Below are 18616 nucleotides of genomic sequence, written 5' to 3' on the forward strand. Positions count from 1 at the left end.
GCCCCTTTCCGGTTCCCTACGATGCCTGACATGAAGGAACCCTCACGTCAGGCGCGGTGGGAGCGCCGCACGCAGCTGCCCCTGCTGGTGCTCGCCGGGGCTTTCGCCGTCGCCTACGCCGTGCCCATCGTCGCGCCGGACGCGGGGGAGGGCCTGCACCGGGCGTGCACCCATCTGGAGTGGGTGGTGTGGGGCGCCTTCGCCCTCGACTACCTCGTGCGGCTGGGCCTGACGCGGGACCGGCGGCACTTCGTGCGGACGCACTGGCTGGACCTGGCCGCGGTGGTGCTGCCGCTGGTGCAGCCGCTGCGGCTGCTGCGGCTGGTGGCCACCTTGCTGCTGGTGGGGCGGCGGGCGCGGATGGCTCCGCAGATCCGGCTGACCACCTATGTGGCGGGGGCCGTGGTGGGGCTGCTGATGTTCGGGTCGCTCGCGGTGCTGAGCGTGGAGCGGGACGCCCCGGACGGGAACATCAAGAACCTGGGCGACGCGGTGTGGTGGTCCTTCACCACGATGACCACGGTCGGGTACGGGGACCACTCCCCCACCACCGGCCTGGGCCGGGTACTGGCGGTCGGGCTGATGCTGTCGGGGATCGCGCTGCTCGGCGTGGTGACCGCCAACATCGCCGCCTGGTTCATCGCCCGCTTCGAACGGGACGACCAGGCGGAGCGGCTCCAGCTGGCGGCGATCCGGGAACTCCAGGCGGAGGTACGCGCGCTGCGCGCCGAGGTCGCGCTGCTGGGCGGCGGCCAGGGCACGATGCCCGCCCAGGCCGCCTCCGGCGTCCCCGCCGAGGAGCAGGCCGGGACTAGCGCTCCCAGATCTTGAACGCCCTGATCTGGAAGGCGGACTGCGGCAGCCAGGTCCCGTCGCCCGGGTAGGTCTGGAACTCGCCGGTCTCCGCGCACTCCGCCGACTGGTACGTGGTCACCGGGCGCCCGGTCCGGTTGATCAGCGACTGGTAGGCGGGCGCGGCGGGGAGGGCGGTGCAGCTGTTGATGTCGAGGGTGCTCAGGTCGTAGACCTGCTTGGTGCCCTTGAAGTCCGGTTTCGCCCACAGGCACAGCTGCCCGGTGGCACAGGGCGGGCCGGCCGCGTGGGCGCCGGCCGCGGTGCCGGGTACGAGGGTGGCGGCGGCCAGCAGGACGGCGGCGAGGGCGGTGGCTCGTGCGGTGCTCCACGTACGCATGACGGGGTCAACTCCTCCTTGACGGACGGGCTCCGGACTCCTTCCGGCGCTCCGTCGACACCACGCTGACCTGCGGTGACGGCCGGGCGGAAGGGGCTGCGGGCGGGTCCACCCGGATAGGCGACAGCCCCGCCGGAACCGTCCGGCGGGGCTGTGGCGGACGCGGGGTTGACGTACCCGTAACGCGTCGGCGGGCTGCTCAGATGTGGGCCGCCGCCCCACCCGCTCCGGCGTCGGCGTTCTGTCCGCGCTTGGTGAAGCAGGCCACGACCGCGGCGAGGACGGCGACGACCGCGGCGCAGGTGAAGGCCGTGCTCATGCCGGACACGAAGGTGTCGTGCGCGACGCCGGCGATGGTCTGCGCCACCGGCTCGGGCACGCCGGGCGGAACGGGGGCGATGCCGACCTGTACGGCCTTCTCCGCGGGTTCGAGCTGTTCGGGGGTGAGCGGGGGCAGGCCCGCGCCCTGCCAGTTGTCCCCGAAAGTGTCACCGACCTCGGCCGCCATGACCGCTCCGAGGACGGCGGTGCCGAGGCTGCCGCCGACCTGCATGGCGGCCTGCTGGAGGCCGCCCGCCACACCGGACAGCTCCAGGGGCGCGTTCCCGACGATGACCTCGGTGGCACCGACCATGACGGGCGCGAGGCCCAGGCCGAGGAGGGCGAACCAGAGGGACATGGTGAGCGTGCCGGTGCCGGGGGTGAGCCGGGCCATGCCGAAGCAGGCGGCGGCGGTGGCGGCCATGCCGGCGACCAGCGGGATCCGGGGGCCGACCTTGGTGATGGCGGCGCCGGCCAGCGGCGAGCCGACGATCATCATGCCGGTGAGGGGCAGCAGGTGCAGGCCGCTGTCGACCGGGCTCATGCCGTGCACGTTCTGCAGGTAGAAGGTGACGAAGAACAGGCCGCCCATGAAGGCGAAGGCCATCAGGACCATCAGCACGGTGCCGGCGGACAGCGGCAGCGAGCGGAACATGCCGAGCGGGATCAGCGGCTCGGCGACCTTGGTCTCCCAGACGGCGAAGAGCACGAAGCACAGCAGCGAGCCGCCGAGGAAGAGCAGTGTCCTGGCGTCTCCCCAGCCCCACTCGGCGGCCTTGATCAGCGCCCAGACCAGGGAGAACATCGCGGCCGACAGGAGCACGACGCCCGGCAGGTCGAAGGAGCGCGGAGCGTTCTCGGCGCGGTGGTCGAGCAGGATGACCAGGCCGAGGACCAGCGCGATCACGCCGACCGGCACGTTGACGAAGAAGACGGACTGCCAGCTGACGTGTTCGACGAGCAGGCCGCCGACTATGGGACCGGCGGCGGTGGAGGCGCCGATGACCATGCCCCAGATACCGATGGCCATGTTGAGTTTCTCGGCGGGGAAGGTGGCGCGCAGCAGGCCGAGGGCGGCCGGCATCAGCAGGGCGCCGAAGAGGCCCTGGGCGACGCGGAAGCCGATGACGAGCCCGACGCCGGTGGACAGGCCGATCGCGGCCGAGGAGAGGGCGAAGCCGGCGATGCCCACGAGGAAGGTCTGGCGGTGCCCGAAGCGGTCGCCGAGCTTGCCGGCGGTGATCAGGGAGACCGCGAGGGCCAGCAGGTAGCCGTTGGTGATCCACTGCACCTCGGCGAGGCTGGCGCCGAGGTCCTTCTGGATCGCGGGGTTGGCGACGGCGACGATCGTGCCGTCGAGGGTGACCATCATGACGCCGACGGCCACGGCGAAGAGCGTGAGCCAGGGATGCCCGCGCAGACCGGCGCGCGCCGGATCCGGGCCCGTTTCCTTGGCGAGCGTGATCTGACCAGTCATACGAAGAGGGTAATGACAGTCACTGACACTTCACAAACGGCTTAACGCGACAGCGGCTGTCAGGTCCGTCACAGGTACCCTGACCGCTTACTCAGCGTCAGATCGAGCACGTGCGGTCCCGGGAGGTCCAGGCCTCCGGGGACCCGGCGTGCGCGATCGCAGGATCAGAGAGGACCCCGCGGCGATGACCGACCAGCGGCCCGCGGCGGCGGCCGGACTGCGCGAGCGCAAGAAGCGCCGCACCCGGGACGCGCTGCTGCGCGCCGCCCTGCTCCTGTTCATCTCGCAGGGCTACGAGCGGACCACGGTCGACGAGATCACCGACACCGTCGAGGTCTCGCAGCGCACCTTCTTCCGGTACTTCGCCAACAAGGAGGAGGTCGCGTTCGCCGTCCAGGACGTGGTCGAGTCCCACTTCCTGGCCGCCCTGCGGGCCCGGCCGGCCTCCGAGGCCCCGCTGGAGGCCATGCGCAACGCGGTGCTCGCCGCCTGGGACACCGTCGAGGAGGCCATCTCCGACGTGGTGCCCGTCGACCTCTACATGCGGAGCTACCAGCTGATCGAGTCCACCCCGGCCCTGCTCGCCGTGCACCTGCGGCGCTCCACGGAGCTGGAGGAGGAGATCGCCCGGCTGATCGCCGCCCGCGAGGGGCTCGACCTGGACGCGGACCCGCGCCCCCGGGTGGCGGTGGCGGCGTTCTGCGGCGTGATGCGCGTCACGGGCCGGCTCTGGGGGCAGGGTGAGGACACCAGCGTGGCCGCGATCCGGCGGATGACCGGGGCCTACCTCGACCAGATCGGCCCGGCCCTCGCGGCGGACTGGCGCCGGGCGCCCGCGACGGGCTGATCCGGGCCGGTCCCGGGAGTGGCGCCGGGCACACCCTCCGCGCCCCCGCGGAGCCTCCTGGCCGCAACAGAGCGTGATCGGCGGGGAGATGCGTCCCACGACCGGCCGTGAGTCCGGTCACCCGGCGCGCCGCAGCCTCCACCGGTCTCCTAGTCTGGCTCCAGTGAACCTGCCCGGCCGCCCCGCCCCCACCCCCCTGGACGCCCCCGCGCGCCCCGCCGCCCTGCGCATGCTGCTCGCGCTCGGCGTCGTGTTCCTGATGCTGGCGACCACCGGCTGGACCGCCGTGCACCGCCCCGACGCAGGGATCCAGGCGCGGGCCGCCGAGCTCGTCGCGTGGGCCTCGGCCCGGATCGACGGCCGGGCCGTACCGCCCGCCGACGCCCCCGTACGGACGGTCGCCCGCTTCTTCGCCGACCTCGACGGCACCCAGCGCAACCACCTCGCCGACGGCTACCCGCTCGTGGTCGGCAACCTCGACGGGGTCCCCGCCGAGCTCCGCTACCGGGCCAACCGCCGCTCCCTGGCGCTGGCCGCACGGCTGGAGGAGTCCCGGGGCCGGGACGTCGCCCTGACCCCCGCCGACCGCGGCACCGCCGTCCGGCGCGCGCACCGCTTCGAGTCCCTCGCCGAGCCCGGCCGGCAGATCCTCGTCTTCGACCCCACCGGCAGCGGCCTCGTGGCCGAGGTCTTCGGCGACCTCGACGCGGCCCGCCGGGTCTCGGTGATCGTCCCCGGCGTCGACACCGACGCGCTCACCTTCGAGCGCTCCCAGCGCCGCCTCACCGCCCCCGCCGGCATGGCGCGTTCGCTGTACGAGGCCGAGCTCTCGACCGCACCGGCCGGCCGCACCGCCGTCATCGCCTGGGCCGGTTACACCGCCCCCACCGGGGTCGGCGTGGACGCCGCCACCGGCAGGCTCGCCGTCCAGGGCGCAGCACGTCTGGAGTCCCTGGCCGCGGCCCTGCCCGGGGACGCGGGGGTGGCCCTGTTCTGCCACAGCTACGGCTCGGTGGTGTGCGGCGTGGCCGCGCACCGGCTGCCCGCGCGGGTGACCGACCTGGTGGTCGCCGGCAGCCCCGGCATGCGCACCGAGAACGTCGCCGGACTGCACACCTCGGCCCGGGTCTGGGCGATGCGCGACGAGGGCGACTGGATCTCCGGCGTACCGCACATGGAGGTCGGCGGGGTCGGCCACGGCGCGGACCCGGTGTCCCCGGACTTCGGCTCGCGGCTGCTGTCCTCGGAGGGGGCCGGGAGCCACACCGGTTATTTCGAGCCAGGCACGGCCTCGCTGGACAACTTCGCCAAGATCGGAACCGGCACCTTCGGTTCCGTCGCGTGCGCGAACGGGAGCGACGACTGCCGGCTCGGAATTTCCGCCACGGACGGTAACTGACGGGGGCATCCCCCGCCACGGACCCGTAGCAGCAGAAAAATCGGGCGCGGAGACGAGGGGGACGCGCGGGGGCGCGTCCCTTTACCATGTGCCGCATGGGTGACGTACTGGCCGGAAATCATGCCGTCTGGGAGTTCGACTCGGACTCGGTGCTCATCCGCTTCGCACGGGGGATGCGAACTCCACGGCTCTGGCACGCGCTGGGCGAGCGCCGGATCCCCCTGGAAGCGTTGTCCGGGGTGAACGTGAGCGCCGCCGCCGGGGCGATGGGCCGGCGGGACACGGTGGTGCTGCGCGCCGTCCCGCGCGCGGGCGCCGATCCGCTGATGGAGGCTGCCGCCGGGCAGCTGAAGGAGGGCTGCGATCCGTACCGGCTGGTGCTGCCCGGGGACCGGGCGCCGCAGGCCGCCGCCTTCGCCGACGCCGTGCGCGAGCGGCTGGGACCCGGCTCCGCCGAGCCCGCCCACCGATTCCTCGTCGAGGTGCCGCAGCCGCCGCTCCAGCTGAAGGCGTACGACGCCCGGGTGGGCTTCGACGGCTCCGCGGTCACCTTCCACTGGTCCCGTACCGGTGCCAGCAGCGCCAAGTGGCGGGCGGGCGACCAGCGTTTCGCGCTGGGCGGCCTGTCCGGCGTCGAGTGGGCCTCCCCGGACCGCCCGGGCGGCGGGTACCTGCGGCTACGGCCCCGGGACACCGCCGCGGACCCCGGCCCGCCGGACCACGACCTCGCGGCCGCGGTGTTCGGGGTGGGGTACGGGGCGGTGCACGAGTCGCTGCCGTTCGCGGCCGCCGTGCTCGCCGCGCTGCGCGAGCGGGCCCCGGTGGCGGCGGTCCCGCACGCGCGGGGGTCCGACGACCGGCTGACCCACCTGAGCGAGCTGCACAGCACGGGCCTGCTCACGGACGCCGAGTACGCGACGCTCCGCGACCGCTTCGCCGCCGGGGCCTGAGCCGCCCGGGGCCGAACCGCCCCGGGGCCTGAACCGCCCGAGGTCGAGCCGCTCGGGGCCCGGGCACCCGGGGCCCGGGCGCTACGCCTCGCGGGAGTCCGAGGTGAAGGCCATGTCCGGGTAGCGGGCGCCGGCCACCTGCCCGGCGAGCGGCTCCAGCAGGGCGAGTTCCGCGTCGGTCAGGGTGATCCGGGTCGCTGCGGTGTTCTCCAGCAGCCGGCCCGGCTTGCGCGTCCCGGGGATCGGGACGACCGTCAGGCCGTGCACCGCCGCCCGCTGCTGCACCCAGGCCAGCGCGACCTGCGCCGCCGTGGCCCCGTGTGCGGCCGCGACCTCCCGGACCGGGGCCAGCAGGGCCGCGTTGGCCTTGGCGTTCTCCCCCGTGTACCGGGGCTGGTGCTGCCGGAAGTCGCCGGCCGGCAGCTCCGCCGCCGCGTCCGCGAACGCTCCGGTCAGGAACCCCCGCCCGAGCGGGGAGTACGGCACGAAGGCCACGCCCAGCTCCGCCGCCGCGCCGACCGCGCTGCGCTCCACGTTCCGGCTGAACAGCGACCACTCCGACTGGATCGCCGCGATGGGATGCACGGCGTGCGCCTCGCGCAGCTCGGGCCCGGTGACCTCGCTGAGGCCCAGGTGGCGCACCTTCCCCTCGCGCACCAGCTCGGCCATGGTGCCCACCGACTCGGCGAACGGGACCTCCGGGTCGCGGCGGTGCATGTAGTACAGGTCGATCACCTCGACGCCGAGCCGCCGCAGGCTGTCCTCGACCGCCTGGCGGATGTACGCCCGGTCGTTGCGGATGCCCCGGTACATCGGGTCGTCGTTGCGCTCGATGGCGAACTTCGTGGCGAGGGTGATCTCGTCCCGGTGGGCGGCCACGAAGGGCGCCAGGAACTCCTCGTTCGCGCCGCGCCCGTAGACGTCGGCGGTGTCGAAGAGGGTGACCCCGGCGGCCAGCGCCGCGTCCAGGGTCTCGCGGGCGGCCGTCTCGTCGGTCTCCCCGTAGAACTCGCTCATGCCCATGCAGCCGAGGCCCTGGACGCCGACGACCGGCCCGCCCCTGCCCAGTTCGGCCTGCTCGATGGGGGTGTCGTACTCCGTCATGACCGTGCCTTCCCCGCGACCGTTTCGGCGCTCGTCGTCTGTGTGCTCGTCGTCTGTGTGCTCGTCGTGCTGATCGTGTTCATCGCGTACAGGTTGATCTTGAAGTCGAGTACGCCGAGCGCGTCCGTCAGCTCCGCGAGCCGCGCCCGCACCTCGCGGCGCGTCCGCTCCAGCAGCTCCCGGCGCTCGCCGACGGTGTGCTCCCCCTCGCGGACGAGTTCGGCGTAGCGGACCATGTCCGCCACCGACATCCCCGTCGCGCGGAGCTTGCCCACGAAGGACAGCCAGACGAGGTCCTGTTCCGTGAACCTCCGCTGCCCCGAATGGGAGCGGTCCACGTGCGGCAGCAGGCCGATCCGCTCGTACCAGCGGAGCGTGTGCTGGGTCAGACCGGTCCGCGCCTCGACCTCGCTGATCGTGTACCGCGTCTCCGTCAGGTCCATGGCCATACGCTAGAACCCTGGAGTGCACTCCAAGCAAGTAGGCTCGGCCGCATGGAGACCATGCACAGCCTGCGGACCATCGAGACCTGGCCGGTACCCGCCGCCGCGGCGGCCGTCGTACGCGCCGACGGGAGCGTCGCCGGCTCCCACGGGGACACGGCCCGCCGCTTCCCGCTCGCCTCGGTCACCAAGCCGCTCGCCGCGTACGCCGTCCTCGTCGCGTACGAGGAGGGGGCGCTCGAACTGGACGAGCCGGCCGGCCCCGAGGGGTCGACGGTCCGTCACCTCCTCGCCCACACCAGCGGCCTGGCCTTCGACGAGCACCGCGCGACGGCCCCGCCCGGGCAGCGCCGGCTCTACTCCAACGCCGGTTTCGAGGTGCTCGGCGACCACCTCGCCAAGGCCACCGGGATCCCCTTCGCGGAGTACCTGCACCAGGCCGTCTTCGAGCCGCTGGGCATGACCTCCTCCAGCCTGGAGGGCTCCCCCGCCAAGGACGGCGTCTCCACCGTCGCCGACCTCGTGCGCTTCGCCGCCGAGCTCCAGGCGCCCCGGCTGCTCGACGTCCGCACCGTCGCCGAGGCCACCTCCGTGGTCCACCCCGGCCTCAAGGGCGTCCTGCCGGGGTACGGGCACCAGTCCCCCAACGACTGGGGCCTCGGCCTGGAGATCCGCGACGGCAAGTCCCCGCACTGGACGGGCCTGACCTCCTCCCCGCGCACCTTCGGCCACTTCGGCCAGTCCGGGACCTTCCTGTGGGTGGACCCCGACGTCCGCGCCGCCTGCGTGGCGCTGACCGACCGCGCCTTCGGGCCGTGGGCCGTGGAGGCCTGGACCCCCTTCACCGACTCGGTCCTCGCCGAGCTGCGCGCCCGCTAGGGACTACGCCGGCAGCTCCCAGATCAGCAGCTCCCCCGGGGACCCGGCGGTGATCTCCAGGCCCTTCTCGCCGGTGATCCGCGCCGAGTCCCCCGGGCCCAGCTCCTGCCCGTCGATCCGCAGGTCCCCGCGCACCACGTGCAGGTAGACCCGCTCGCCCGCCGGTACGGGGACCCGCTCGCCCGCGCCCGGCCGCCGGACGTGCAGCACCGCGCCCGCGGCCGGGACCTCGTACGGGGTACCGTCCGCGAGGTCCCGTACGACCTCGTACGCCGGCTCCCCGCCCGCGGTCAGCGGCGCGAGCCACATCTGCACGAACCTCAGTGGAACCCCGGCGTCGTTGCGCTCGACGTGCCGCGCCCCGGATCCGGCGCCGAGCCGCTGGACGTCCCCGGGCCGCACGGTGGCGGTGTGCCCGCCGGTGCTGTCCTCGTGGGTGAGCTCGCCCTCCACCACCCAGGTGACGATCTCGGTGTGGCTGTGCGGGTGCTCGTCGAAGCCCGCTCCGGGCGCGAGGCTCTCCTCGTTGCAGGCCAGCACCGGACCGAACCGGATGTTGTCGGGGTCGTAGAAGGACCCGAAGGAGAAGGCGTGGCGGGTGGTGATCCCGGCGTCCGGATCCCCGCCCGCGTACCGGTCGGCGGCGCGGCGTACATCGATCATGTGGGCCACCGTAGCCGCCGCCCGGGGACCTCGGCGCGGGCCCGAGTCCGAGCCGGGCCGCCGATAAGGCAGTCTTGTCCCGTGCCCCAACCCGAACGTGAGCAGTCCCCCGAGGTGCGTCCCGCGCATCCGGTCCACCCGCACACCGCGACGCTGCGCCGACTGGAGAAGTCCTCCGGCCGGCTCGCCGCCAACGCCATCGCGCGGATGGACGAGAACCTGCCCTGGTACCGGGCGATGCCACCGGAGAACCGGTCGTGGATCGGCCTGGTGGCGCAGGCCGGCATCGCCGCCTTCACGGAGTGGTTCCGGCACCCGGAGACGCCGCAGGCCATCTCGACCGACGTCTTCGGGACGGCTCCGCGCGAGCTGACCCGGGCGATCACGCTGCGCCAGACCGTCGAGATGGTGCGTACGACGATCGAGGTCATGGAGGCCGCGATCGACGAGGTGGCGGCCCCCGGCGACGAGTCGATCCTGCGCGAGGCGCTGCTGGTGTACGCCCGGGAGATCGCGTTCGCGACCGCCCAGGTCTACGCGCAGGCCGCCGAGGCGCGCGGCGCGTGGGACGCCCGGCTGGAGTCCCTGGTCGTGAACGCCGTGCTGTCGGGCGAGGCCGACGAGGGCGCTCTGTCGCGGGCGGCGGCGCTCGGCTGGAACTCCCCGGACCACGTGTGCGTGGTCCTGGGCACCGCCCCGGAGGGGGACAGCGAGCTGACGGTGGAGGCGATCCGCCGCGCGGCCCGCCACCACAAGCTCCAGGTGCTGACCGGGGTGCTCGGCGACCGGCTGGTGGTGATCGCGGGCGGCAGCGACAACCCGATGCAGGTGGCCAAGCACCTGATCGGACCGTTCGCCGCCGGCCCGGTGGTGGCGGGTCCGGTGGTGCCCGACCTGCTGAACGCCACGAAGTCCGCGCAGGCCGCGGCGGCCGGCCTGAAGGCCTGCACGGCCTGGCAGGACGCGCCCCGTCCGGTGCTGGCGGACGATCTCCTGCCCGAGCGCGCGATCGCCTCGGATCCCTCGGCCAGGGAGCAGCTGGTGGAGGAGATCTACAGACCTCTGGAGGAGGCGGGCTCGGCGCTGCTGGAGACGCTGAGTGTCTACCTGGAGCAGGCCAGCAGCCTGGAAGGGGCGGCGCGGATGCTGTTCGTGCACCCCAACACGGTGCGCTACCGGCTCCGACGTGTGACCGACGTCACCGGCTGGTCGCCGTCCGATGTCCGTTCGGCGTTCACGCTGCGGATCGCCCTGATCCTCGGGCGTCTGGCCGACGGAGATCAGCAGCCCTAGACTTTTGTCGGACCTCAACAATTAGCCCGGCGGTTCTTCGTCCCTGTCCCCACGGGCGGCGGAGACCATCAACAAGAGAGAGTGTGAGGGTGCTCGTACTCGTCGCTCCCGGCCAAGGCGCTCAGACGCCCGGCTTCCTGACTCCCTGGCTCGAACTCCCCGGCGCCGCCGAACGCGTCGCGGGGTGGTCCGACGCCATCGGGCTCGACCTCGTCCACTACGGCACGAACGCCGACGCGGACGAGATCCGCGACACGGCGGTGGCCCAGCCGCTGCTGGTGGCGGCCGGCCTGCTGTCCGCTTCCGCGCTCGGTTCGCCGTCGGCCTTCGGTGCCGTCGCGGGCCACAGCGTGGGTGAGATCACCGCTGCCGCCGTCGCCGGTGTGCTGAGCGAAGGCGACGCGCTGTCCTTCGTCCGCACCCGCGGCCTGGGCATGGCCGAGGCCGCCGCCGTCACCGAGACGGGCATGGCCGCTGTGCTGGGCGGTGACCAGGACGTGGTCGTCGCCCACCTGGAGAAGCTCGGCCTGACCCCGGCCAACATCAACGGCGCGGGCCAGATCGTGGCCGCCGGCACCGCGGAGCAGATCGAGGCCCTGGTCGCCGAGAAGCCCGAGGGCTCGATGAAGGTGGTGTCCCTCAAGGTCGCGGGCGCCTTCCACACGCACCACATGGCCCCGGCCGTCGCCACGCTGGAGAAGGCCGCCGAGGCCCTGGCTCCGGCGGACCCGGCGCTGAAGTACGTTTCGAACAAGGACGGCCTCGTCGTCGCCTCGGGTGCCGACGTCGTCGCCCGCCTGGTCGGCCAGGTCGCGAACCCGGTCCGCTGGGACCTTTGCATGGAGAAGTTCGCCGAACTGGGCGTCACCGGGATCATCGAGCTGTCCCCGGGCGGCACCCTGACGGGTCTGGCCAAGCGCGCGCTCAAGGGCGTACCCAGCGTGGCACTGAAGACGCCGGACGATCTCGACAAGGCCAAGGCGCTCATCGCCGAGCAGACGGCCTGAGAGAAGGAGCCCACACAGCATGTCCAAGATCAAGCCGGCCAAGGGCTCCCCTTACGCCCGCATCCTCGGCGTCGGCGGCTACCGCCCGACCCGGGTGGTGCCCAACGAGGTCATCCTCGAGACGATCGACTCCTCCGACGAGTGGATCCGCTCCCGCTCGGGCATCGCGTCCCGGCACTGGGCCTCGCCGCAGGAGACGGTCGCCGCGATGTCGGTGGAGGCCTCCGGCAAGGCGCTCGCCGACGCCGGCGTGTCCCCCGAGCAGATCGGTGCGGTGATCGTCTCGACGGTCTCGCACTTCAAGCAGACCCCGGCCGTGGCGACGGAGATCGCGCACCGGATCGGCGCGGTCAAGCCGGCCGCGTTCGACATCTCGGCGGGCTGTGCCGGCTTCGGCTACGGCCTGACGCTCGCCAAGGGCATGGTGGTGGAAGGTTCCGCCGAGTACGTGCTCGTCATCGGCGTCGAGCGGCTCTCGGACCTGACCGACCTGGAGGACCGCGCGACGGCCTTCCTGTTCGGCGACGGCGCCGGCGCCGTGGTCGTCGGCCCCTCGGACGAGCCGGCCATCGGCCCCACGGTGTGGGGTTCGGAGGGCGACAAGTCCGAGACCATCAAGCAGACCGTGCCGTGGGACGAGTTCCGCAGCACGGACAGCGCCCAGAAGTTCCCGGCCATCACGCAGGAGGGTCAGGCGGTCTTCCGCTGGGCCGTCTTCGAGATGGCCAAGGTGGCCCAGCAGGCGCTCGACGCCGCCGGGATCACCCCGGATGACCTGGACGTCTTCATTCCGCACCAGGCCAACATGCGGATCATCGACTCGATGGTGAAGACTCTCAAGCTGCCGGAGCACGTCACGGTCGCCCGTGACGTGGAAACCACCGGCAACACGTCGGCCGCCTCGATCCCGCTCGCCATGGAGCGGCTCCTGGCGACCGGAGCGGCGAAGAGCGGCGACACCGCGCTCGTCATCGGCTTCGGGGCGGGGCTCGTCTACGCCGCGACGGTCGTTACCCTCCCCTAGGGCCGGGATCACTTCCCGCCCTGATCCACCAGTTAGCTACAGAAGGAGCGCCACATGGCCGCCACGCAGGACGAAATCGTCGAGGGTCTCGCGGAGATCGTCAACGAGATCGCGGGCATCCCGGTCGAGGACGTCGAGATCGACAAGTCCTTCACCGACGACCTGGACGTCGACTCGCTGTCCATGGTCGAGGTCGTCGTCGCCGCTGAAGAGCGCTTCGACGTGAAGATCCCGGACGAGGACGTCAAGAACCTCAAGACGGTCGGCGACGCCGCCGAGTACATCCTGAAGCACCAGGCCGCCTGAGCCTGACGAGCGTTTGTCGCCACCTGGCGGTGGCGCCGTGACAATTCAGCACCCCCTTAGACGTGGAGAAAGAATTCCTGTGAGCCCGACCAATCGCACCGTGGTCGTCACCGGTATCGGCGCAACCACTCCGCTGGGTGGCGACAGCGCTTCGACCTGGGAAGGTCTGCTCGCCGGCCGGTCCGGCGTCTCGCCCCTGGAGGGCGAGCGCTTCGCCGAACTGCCGGTCCGTATCGCCGCCCAGGCCGCCGTGGACCCGAGCGAGGTACTCCCCCGCCCGCTGGCCCGCAAGCTCGACCGCTCGGCACAGTTCGCCCTCATCGCGGCCCGTGAGGCCTGGGCCGACGCGGGTTACACCGCCCCGGCCGGCGAGGGCGAGGCCGTCGTCCCCGAGCGTCTGGGCACCGTGATCGCCTCCGGCATCGGCGGTGTCACCACCCTGCTCGACCAGTACGACGTACTGAAGGAGAAGGGTGTGCGCCGGGTCTCCCCGCACACCGTTCCCATGCTCATGCCGAACGGCCCCTCGGCCAACGTCGGCCTCGAGGTCAACGCCCGCGCCGGTGTGCACACCCCGGTCAGCGCGTGCGCCTCCGGCGCCGAGGCCATCGGCTACGCCGTCGAGATGATCCGTACCGGTCGTGCCGACGTGGTCGTCGCCGGCGGTACCGAGGCGGCGATCCACCCGCTGCCGATCGCGGCGTTCGCCAACATGATGGCGATGTCCAAGAACAACGAGAGCCCGACCACGGCCTCCCGCCCGTACGACAAGGCCCGCGACGGCTTCGTCCTCGGCGAGGGCGCCGGCGTCGTGGTGCTGGAGTCCGCCGAGCACGCGGCCAAGCGCGGCGCCCGCGTCTACTGCGAGGTGCTGGGCCAGGGCCTGTCCGCGGACAGCCACCACATCGCGCAGCCGGAGCCGACGGGCCGCGGTGTCGCCGCCGCCCTGCAGAACCTGCTCGACAACACGCAGCTGGACCCGTCCGAGCTGGTCCACGTCAACGCGCACGCCACGTCCACCCCGCAGGGTGACACGGCTGAGGTGAAGGCCCTGCGCAAGGTCCTGGGCGACGACCTCGACCACATCGCGATCTCCGCGACCAAGTCGATGACCGGTCACCTGCTGGGCGGCGCCGGCGGTATCGAGACCGTCGCGACCGTGCTGGCGCTGTACCACCGGATCGCCCCGCCGACGATCAACGTCGACGAGCTGGACGACGACATCGACGCGGACATCGTGCTCGGCGAGCCCCGCAAGCTGCCGGTCGACGGCCCGATCTCCGCGATCAACAACTCCTTCGGCTTCGGCGGCCACAACGTCTCCCTGGCGTTCCGAACCGTCTGATCCCGTACCACGACGAAGGCCCCGCCCGGCAGCTGCCGGGCGGGGCCTTCGTCGTGCGCGGGGCGGCTAGACGACCTGGTGGAGCCAGCGGACCGGGGCGCCCTCGCCGGCGTAGCGGAAGGGCTCCAGTTCGTCGTCCCAGGGCTTGCCGAGCAGCTTGGCGATCTCCGCCTCCAGGTCGGTCTCGCCGCGCGCTGACCGGGCCAGCGCCGCGCGCAGCCGGTCCTCGGGGATCAGGATGTCCCCGTGCATGCCGGTGACGGCGTGGTAGATGCCCAGCTCCGGGGTGGAGCTGTAGCGCTCGCCCTCGGCGGTGGGGCAGGGTTCGGCGGTCACCTCGAAGCGGAGCAGGTGCCAGCCCCGCAGGGCGGAGGCGAGTTTCGAGGCGGTGCCCGCCTCGGCCTGCCAGGAGAACTCGGCTCTCCAGGTGCCGGGGGAGGCGGGCTGCCTGATCCAGTCGAGGTTCACCCGCACCCCGAGCACGCCCGCAACAGCCCATTCCACGTGCGGGCAGAGCGCACGCGGTGCGGAATGCACGTACAGAACTCCACGTGTCGTCACCTGGACCTCCAGTGTGGGACGAGGTCGGGAATAATCTCCAGAAAACGGACAGTATGTGACGTGATGTAATGTAACGGAAATTATTTGACATTGCGCTACGGCACCTGCGGCCGAAACGCCACGGGAAAAAGCTACCGTGCGCCAGGGGTCATGGTGTGACGTACGGTCGCTCCGAGACCCCTAAACACAGAGCATTCACTCAGCAGGACGCCCCCGGAAGCACGAGGGCGACGAGGGAGGACCACCCGATGCGCACCACCGCCGCCCGCCGTCGCGCGAGCCGGACGTTCGCGGGCCTGGCGGTGGCCTTCCTGGCCGCGACGGTCACGGGCTGTGACTCCGCCACCCCGCCGGCCGGCGGCGAGCGGGGGGCGCATGCCGCGCCCCGCTGGAACACCGCCCCCGCCTCGGTCGCCGCCGTCGGCGACTCCATCACCCGTGGTTTCGACGCCTGTTCCGTGCTGGCCGACTGCCCGGAGGTCTCCTGGGCCACCGGCAGCGATCCCGCCGTCCGCTCGCTGGCCGCCCGGCTGCTGGGCGAGGCCGAGGTGCCCGCGCGCAGCTGGAACTACGCGGTGACCGGCTCACGGATGGCGGACCTCCCGGGGCAGGTGGCATCGGCCGCCCAGCACAAGCCCGGCCTGGTCACGGTCATGGTGGGCTCGAACGACGCCTGCCGGCCCACGCCTTCGTCGATGACCCCGGTGGCGGAGTTCCGCACCGATTTCGAGCGCGCCCTGAAGGACCTGCGGAGCGCGTCCCCCGAGTCCCAGGTGTACGTGTCCTCCGTGCCGGACCTCCAGCGGCTGTGGCAGCAGGGCAAGGACGACCCGCTCGTACGGCAGATCTGGAAGCTGGGGATCTGTCAGTCCATGCTGGCCGAACCGCTGTCGGCCGAACCGGGGGCCACCGCCCGCCGGGAGAAGGTGCGGGCGCGGGTGGTCGAGTACAACGAGGTGCTGCGCGAGGTCTGCACGGCCGACGCCCTGTGCCGCTACGACGGCGGCGCCGTCTTCCAGTACCCGTTCGGGGCGGACCAGCTGAGCCACTGGGACTGGTTCCACCCGGGCCGGGACGGGCAGGCGCGGCTCGCGGAACTCGCGCACCGACAGGTGACCGCGGCGGCGCCGCCGCGTTGACGCGCGGAGGACCGGAGGCGGTGTCAGGGTCCGCCTCCGGCCCGGTTCACGGGTTGTTTCCGGCCAATTCCGCGCTACGGCGTGTCGCGGCGGCCCGCCGTCACAGGTCGAGGGTGGCGGTCAGCCGGGTGTCGGCGTGCGAGCGGCTCGCACGGACCTCGTAGGTGCCGCCGATCCGCCGCCAGCCGTGCGCGTCCTCGTCCCAGATCTCGAAGGCCCGGGCGGGCAGCTCGATCTCCGCCTCGACGCTCTCGCCGGGGCCCGCCTCCACGCCCGCGAAGCCGGCCAGCCAGCTCGCCGGGCGACCGTCGAGGTCGGCGGCGGGAGCCAGGTAGACCTGGACCACCTCGCGGCCCGGCCGGGTCCCGGTGTTGGTGAGCCGGACCCGCACCCGGCCGGGGCCCGCCTCCAGGGACTCGTACGCCCAGTCCGTGTAGCCGAGGCCGTGCCCGAACGGGTAGGCGGGCTCCACCCCCTGGGCCTCGTACGCCCGGTAGCCGATGAACAGGCCCTCGCGGTACTCCAGCCGCCCGCCGGCGGGGACGACCTCGGTGACGGGCGCGTCGGCGAGAGCGGCGGGCCAGGTGGTGGGCAGCCGCCCGCCGGGCTCCGCCTCCCCGAGGAGTACGTCGGCCAGCGCGGCCCCGCCCTCCTGCCCGGGGAACCAGGTCAGCAGCACGGCGGCGACGTCCCCGCGCCAGGGCAGTTCCACCGGGGAGCCCGCGTTGACGACGACCACGGTGTTCGGGTTGGCGGCGGCGACGGCCCGCACCAGGTCGTCCTGGCGGCCCGGCAGGGCCAGGTCCCCCCGGTCGAAGCCCTCGGACTCCACCCGCTCGGTGGTGGCGACGACCACGACGGCCGTGTCGGCGGCGCGCGCGGCCGCCACCGCCTCGGCGATCAGCTCGTCGGCGTCGCGCCGCGGCCCGAGGTGGAGCAGGGAGAACATGACCGCCCGCAGTGGCAGCGCGCTCATGTCGGGGACCTGGTAGGTCAGCGACACCTCGACCGGCTCGCCCTCGGTGAGGACGGCCCTGGCGCGCTCGCTGGGCGCTCCGAAGAAGGCCTCGAAGGGGTCGGCCTCGTCGCCCATCTCCTGGACGCCCTCCCACAGGACGCGGCCGCCGACGGCGAGGGTGAAGACGCCGAGGCCGCGGGTGCCGAAGGCGTGCTCGCCGCTCTCGCGCGGCACGTACGTACCGGTGACCTCGATGGACGCCATCGTCTCGTACGAGGCCCCCTCGGGCAGGTCGTCGCCGATCCACTGGACCTGGCCGCTCGGCAGGCCGCCCTCGCCGACGACGGCCCCGGAGGCGTCGCGGCAGACGGCGCGCAGCTCGAAGCCCTGTCCGGCCGGGACCAGTTCGTCGCTCGGGTCGGCGCCGACCGCGAAGGTGAGCGCGCCCTCGGGCAGCGCGGCGGTGAGCCCGTCGAGCGGGGAGAGCACCCGCTCGGGGAAGACGGTCGCGGACCCGCCCCCGAGGACGCGGGCGTCGCGGGCGGCGGCGCCGATCAGGGCGACGGTGCGGCCGGGCCCGGCGTCCAGCGGCAGGGCGCCGGCTTCGTTGCGCACCAGGACGAACCCGCGGGCGGCCAGCTCGCGGGCCAGCGCCTGCCCGTCGACCGGGGCGGGCGGCTGGGCGACGGCGGCGGGGGCGCCCTCCAGCAGGCCCACGCGGGCGGCGAGCCGCAGTACGTTGCGCACGGCCGTGTCGACGGCGGACTCGGGGACCTCCCCGGCGCGGACGGCGGCGGCGAGGGCGGGCCCGTACACGGTCTGCGGGCCGGGCATGGCCACGTCGAGGCCGCCGAGGACGTCTCCGGCGGTGGAGCGGGCGGCCATCCAGTCGGAGACGTTGCAGCCGTCGAAGCCCCACTCGGCGCGCAGGACCTCGTTCACCAGGTGCTGGTGCTCGGTCATGGTCGTGCCGTTGACCCGGTTGTAGGCGGTCATGATGCCCCAGGGGCGGGCGTTCGCGACGATGGCCTCGAAGGGGGCGAGGTAGACCTCGCGCAGCGGGCGGGGGGCGATGACGCTGTCGACGGTGAAGCGCTCGGTCTCGGCGTCGTTGCCGACGAAGTGCTTGACGGTGGTGCCGACGCCGCCGTCCTGGACCCCGTTGACGTAGCCGCTGCCGATGGCGCCGGTGAGGTACGGGTCCTCGGAGTAGCACTCGAAGTGGCGGCCGCCGAGCGGGGAGCGGTGCAGGTTGACGGTGGGCGCGAGGAGGACGTGGACGCCCTTGCGGCGGGCCTCCTGGGCGAGCAGCCGGCCCGCGCGGCGGGCGAGGTCCGGGTCCCAGGAGGCGGCGAGGGCGGTCGGGGAGGGCAGGGCGATCGAGGGGTCGTCGGCGGTCCAGCGCACGCCGCGGACCCCGATGGGCCCGTCGGACATGACCAGGGAGCCGAGCCCGATCCCGGGGAGGGCGGGCAGGGTCCACATGTCCTGGCCGGCCAGCAGGCGGGCCTTGGTGTCGAGGTCCAGCTTGCCCAGCGCGGCTTCCACGGCGTCCTCGCGGGCCTGCTCCTCGCGGGCCTGCTCCTCGCTGGCCTGCTCCTCGCGGGCTTCGCTGTCGTCGCGTACCTGATCGGCATCGGTCACGGCCGTGCCTCCTCGTCGATTGCGTGCGGGTGCGGGTGCGGACGGCCCCCATCGTGGACCCGTT

At 73.1% G+C, this 18616-nt stretch carries 18 protein-coding genes; 11 read left to right on the forward strand and 7 right to left on the reverse strand.

The features are described from left to right. The first annotated feature begins 30 nt into the window (after nt 1–30). Nucleotides 31–831 carry a potassium channel family protein gene (locus tag ACZ518_RS18420; RefSeq protein ID WP_469114052.1) on the forward strand — a complete coding sequence of 267 codons (801 nt, stop codon included), beginning with the start codon at nt 31–33 and terminating at the stop codon, nt 829–831. On the opposite strand, the gene ACZ518_RS18425 is transcribed toward ACZ518_RS18420, so the two are convergent. Both ACZ518_RS18425 and ACZ518_RS18430 read right to left on the reverse strand, forming a co-directional pair. Beyond that, a complete protein-coding gene (locus ACZ518_RS18425; protein WP_469114053.1) occupies nt 812–1192 on the reverse strand; it encodes a peptidase inhibitor family I36 protein in 381 nt (126 codons plus the stop codon). The genes ACZ518_RS18420 and ACZ518_RS18425 overlap by 20 nt on opposite strands. Nucleotides 1193–1391: 199 nt before the next feature. Then, nucleotides 1392–2990 carry an MFS transporter gene (locus ACZ518_RS18430; RefSeq protein ID WP_469114054.1) on the reverse strand — a complete coding sequence of 533 codons (1599 nt, stop codon included), beginning with the start codon at nt 2988–2990 and terminating at the stop codon, nt 1392–1394. 184 nt (nt 2991–3174) lie between these two features. On the opposite strand from ACZ518_RS18430, the gene ACZ518_RS18435 reads away from it, so the two are divergent. The 3 genes from ACZ518_RS18435 (at nt 3175) to ACZ518_RS18445 (ending at nt 6186) form a co-directional block, all read left to right on the forward strand. Next, entirely contained in the window at nt 3175–3837 is a 663-nt protein-coding gene (locus ACZ518_RS18435; RefSeq protein ID WP_469114055.1) for a TetR/AcrR family transcriptional regulator, read from the forward strand. Nucleotides 3838–4066: 229 nt separating this feature from the next. Continuing rightward, entirely contained in the window at nt 4067–5236 is a 1170-nt protein-coding gene (locus ACZ518_RS18440) for an alpha/beta hydrolase (RefSeq protein WP_469114440.1), read from the forward strand. Nucleotides 5237–5331: 95 nt separating this feature from the next. Continuing rightward, on the forward strand, nt 5332–6186 hold the full coding sequence (locus tag ACZ518_RS18445; RefSeq protein ID WP_469114056.1) for a DUF4429 domain-containing protein: 855 nt from the start codon (nt 5332–5334) through the stop codon (nt 6184–6186). A gap of 81 nt (nt 6187–6267) precedes the next feature. On the opposite strand, the gene ACZ518_RS18450 is transcribed toward ACZ518_RS18445, so the two are convergent. Then, nucleotides 6268–7290 (reverse strand): aldo/keto reductase, encoded by a 1023-nt coding sequence (locus tag ACZ518_RS18450; protein ID WP_469114057.1) that lies wholly within the window; start codon nt 7288–7290, stop codon nt 6268–6270. After that, nucleotides 7287–7739 carry a MerR family transcriptional regulator gene (locus ACZ518_RS18455; RefSeq protein ID WP_469114058.1) on the reverse strand — a complete coding sequence of 151 codons (453 nt, stop codon included), beginning with the start codon at nt 7737–7739 and terminating at the stop codon, nt 7287–7289. The genes ACZ518_RS18450 and ACZ518_RS18455 overlap by 4 nt, the downstream gene beginning before the upstream one ends. A 54-nt stretch (nt 7740–7793) precedes the next feature. Between ACZ518_RS18455 and ACZ518_RS18460 the strand changes: the two genes are divergently transcribed. Next, complete coding sequence (locus ACZ518_RS18460) at nt 7794–8612, forward strand: serine hydrolase domain-containing protein (protein WP_469114441.1); 819 nt, start codon at nt 7794–7796, stop codon at nt 8610–8612. 3 nt (nt 8613–8615) lie between these two features. On the opposite strand, the gene ACZ518_RS18465 is transcribed toward ACZ518_RS18460, so the two are convergent. After that, nucleotides 8616–9275 (reverse strand): pirin family protein, encoded by a 660-nt coding sequence (locus ACZ518_RS18465; RefSeq protein WP_469114059.1) that lies wholly within the window; start codon nt 9273–9275, stop codon nt 8616–8618. Nucleotides 9276–9356: 81 nt separating this feature from the next. On the opposite strand from ACZ518_RS18465, the gene ACZ518_RS18470 reads away from it, so the two are divergent. The 5 genes from ACZ518_RS18470 (at nt 9357) to fabF (ending at nt 14250) form a co-directional block, all read left to right on the forward strand. Continuing rightward, complete coding sequence (locus ACZ518_RS18470) at nt 9357–10568, forward strand: PucR family transcriptional regulator (protein WP_469114060.1); 1212 nt, start codon at nt 9357–9359, stop codon at nt 10566–10568. 89 nt (nt 10569–10657) lie between these two features. After that, a complete protein-coding gene (locus ACZ518_RS18475; protein ID WP_469114061.1) occupies nt 10658–11575 on the forward strand; it encodes an ACP S-malonyltransferase in 918 nt (305 codons plus the stop codon). A 19-nt stretch (nt 11576–11594) separates the two neighbouring features. Continuing rightward, nucleotides 11595–12599: a beta-ketoacyl-ACP synthase 3 gene (locus tag ACZ518_RS18480; protein ID WP_469114062.1), complete on the forward strand. Its 1005-nt coding sequence runs from the start codon at nt 11595–11597 to the stop codon at nt 12597–12599. Between the two features lie 54 nt (nt 12600–12653). Next, nucleotides 12654–12905 carry an acyl carrier protein gene (locus ACZ518_RS18485; RefSeq protein ID WP_469114063.1) on the forward strand — a complete coding sequence of 84 codons (252 nt, stop codon included), beginning with the start codon at nt 12654–12656 and terminating at the stop codon, nt 12903–12905. A 79-nt stretch (nt 12906–12984) separates the two neighbouring features. After that, the gene (gene fabF / locus ACZ518_RS18490; protein ID WP_469114064.1) at nt 12985–14250 is read left to right on the forward strand and encodes a beta-ketoacyl-ACP synthase II; all 1266 of its coding nucleotides are present in this window, start codon (nt 12985–12987) and stop codon (nt 14248–14250) included. A 66-nt stretch (nt 14251–14316) separates the two neighbouring features. Here fabF and ACZ518_RS18495 read toward each other — a convergent pair whose 3' ends face one another. Further along, nucleotides 14317–14811, reverse strand: coding sequence for a DUF3145 domain-containing protein (locus ACZ518_RS18495; RefSeq protein WP_007263912.1), 495 nt, complete (start codon nt 14809–14811; stop codon nt 14317–14319). A gap of 248 nt (nt 14812–15059) precedes the next feature. Between ACZ518_RS18495 and ACZ518_RS18500 the strand changes: the two genes are divergently transcribed. Next, complete coding sequence (locus ACZ518_RS18500; protein ID WP_469114065.1) at nt 15060–15950, forward strand: SGNH/GDSL hydrolase family protein; 891 nt, start codon at nt 15060–15062, stop codon at nt 15948–15950. A 100-nt stretch (nt 15951–16050) separates the two neighbouring features. Here ACZ518_RS18500 and ACZ518_RS18505 read toward each other — a convergent pair whose 3' ends face one another. Beyond that, on the reverse strand, nt 16051–18552 hold the full coding sequence (locus ACZ518_RS18505) for a beta-glucosidase (protein WP_469114066.1): 2502 nt from the start codon (nt 18550–18552) through the stop codon (nt 16051–16053). Between the last annotated feature and the right edge of the window lie 64 nt (nt 18553–18616).

It is taken from the genome of Streptomyces sp. NPDC033966 (genome assembly GCF_055575955.1).

Excerpts from the sequence above, each read along its gene's own strand:
- ACZ518_RS18420 (WP_469114052.1), top strand. The coding sequence starts at position 31 with ATGAAGGAACCCTCACGTCAGGCGCGGTGGGAGCGCCGCACGCAGCTG.
- ACZ518_RS18425 (WP_469114053.1), bottom strand. The coding sequence starts at position 1,192 with ATGCGTACGTGGAGCACCGCACGAGCCACCGCCCTCGCCGCCGTCCTG.
- ACZ518_RS18430 (WP_469114054.1), bottom strand. The coding sequence starts at position 2,990 with ATGACTGGTCAGATCACGCTCGCCAAGGAAACGGGCCCGGATCCGGCG.
- ACZ518_RS18435 (WP_469114055.1), top strand. The coding sequence starts at position 3,175 with ATGACCGACCAGCGGCCCGCGGCGGCGGCCGGACTGCGCGAGCGCAAG.
- ACZ518_RS18440 (WP_469114440.1), top strand. The coding sequence starts at position 4,067 with ATGCTGCTCGCGCTCGGCGTCGTGTTCCTGATGCTGGCGACCACCGGC.
- ACZ518_RS18445 (WP_469114056.1), top strand. The coding sequence starts at position 5,332 with ATGGGTGACGTACTGGCCGGAAATCATGCCGTCTGGGAGTTCGACTCG.
- ACZ518_RS18450 (WP_469114057.1), bottom strand. The coding sequence starts at position 7,290 with ATGACGGAGTACGACACCCCCATCGAGCAGGCCGAACTGGGCAGGGGC.
- ACZ518_RS18455 (WP_469114058.1), bottom strand. The coding sequence starts at position 7,739 with ATGGCCATGGACCTGACGGAGACGCGGTACACGATCAGCGAGGTCGAG.
- ACZ518_RS18460 (WP_469114441.1), top strand. The coding sequence starts at position 7,794 with ATGCACAGCCTGCGGACCATCGAGACCTGGCCGGTACCCGCCGCCGCG.
- ACZ518_RS18465 (WP_469114059.1), bottom strand. The coding sequence starts at position 9,275 with ATGATCGATGTACGCCGCGCCGCCGACCGGTACGCGGGCGGGGATCCG.
- ACZ518_RS18480 (WP_469114062.1), top strand. The coding sequence starts at position 11,595 with ATGTCCAAGATCAAGCCGGCCAAGGGCTCCCCTTACGCCCGCATCCTC.
- ACZ518_RS18485 (WP_469114063.1), top strand. The coding sequence starts at position 12,654 with ATGGCCGCCACGCAGGACGAAATCGTCGAGGGTCTCGCGGAGATCGTC.
- ACZ518_RS18500 (WP_469114065.1), top strand. The coding sequence starts at position 15,060 with ATGCGCACCACCGCCGCCCGCCGTCGCGCGAGCCGGACGTTCGCGGGC.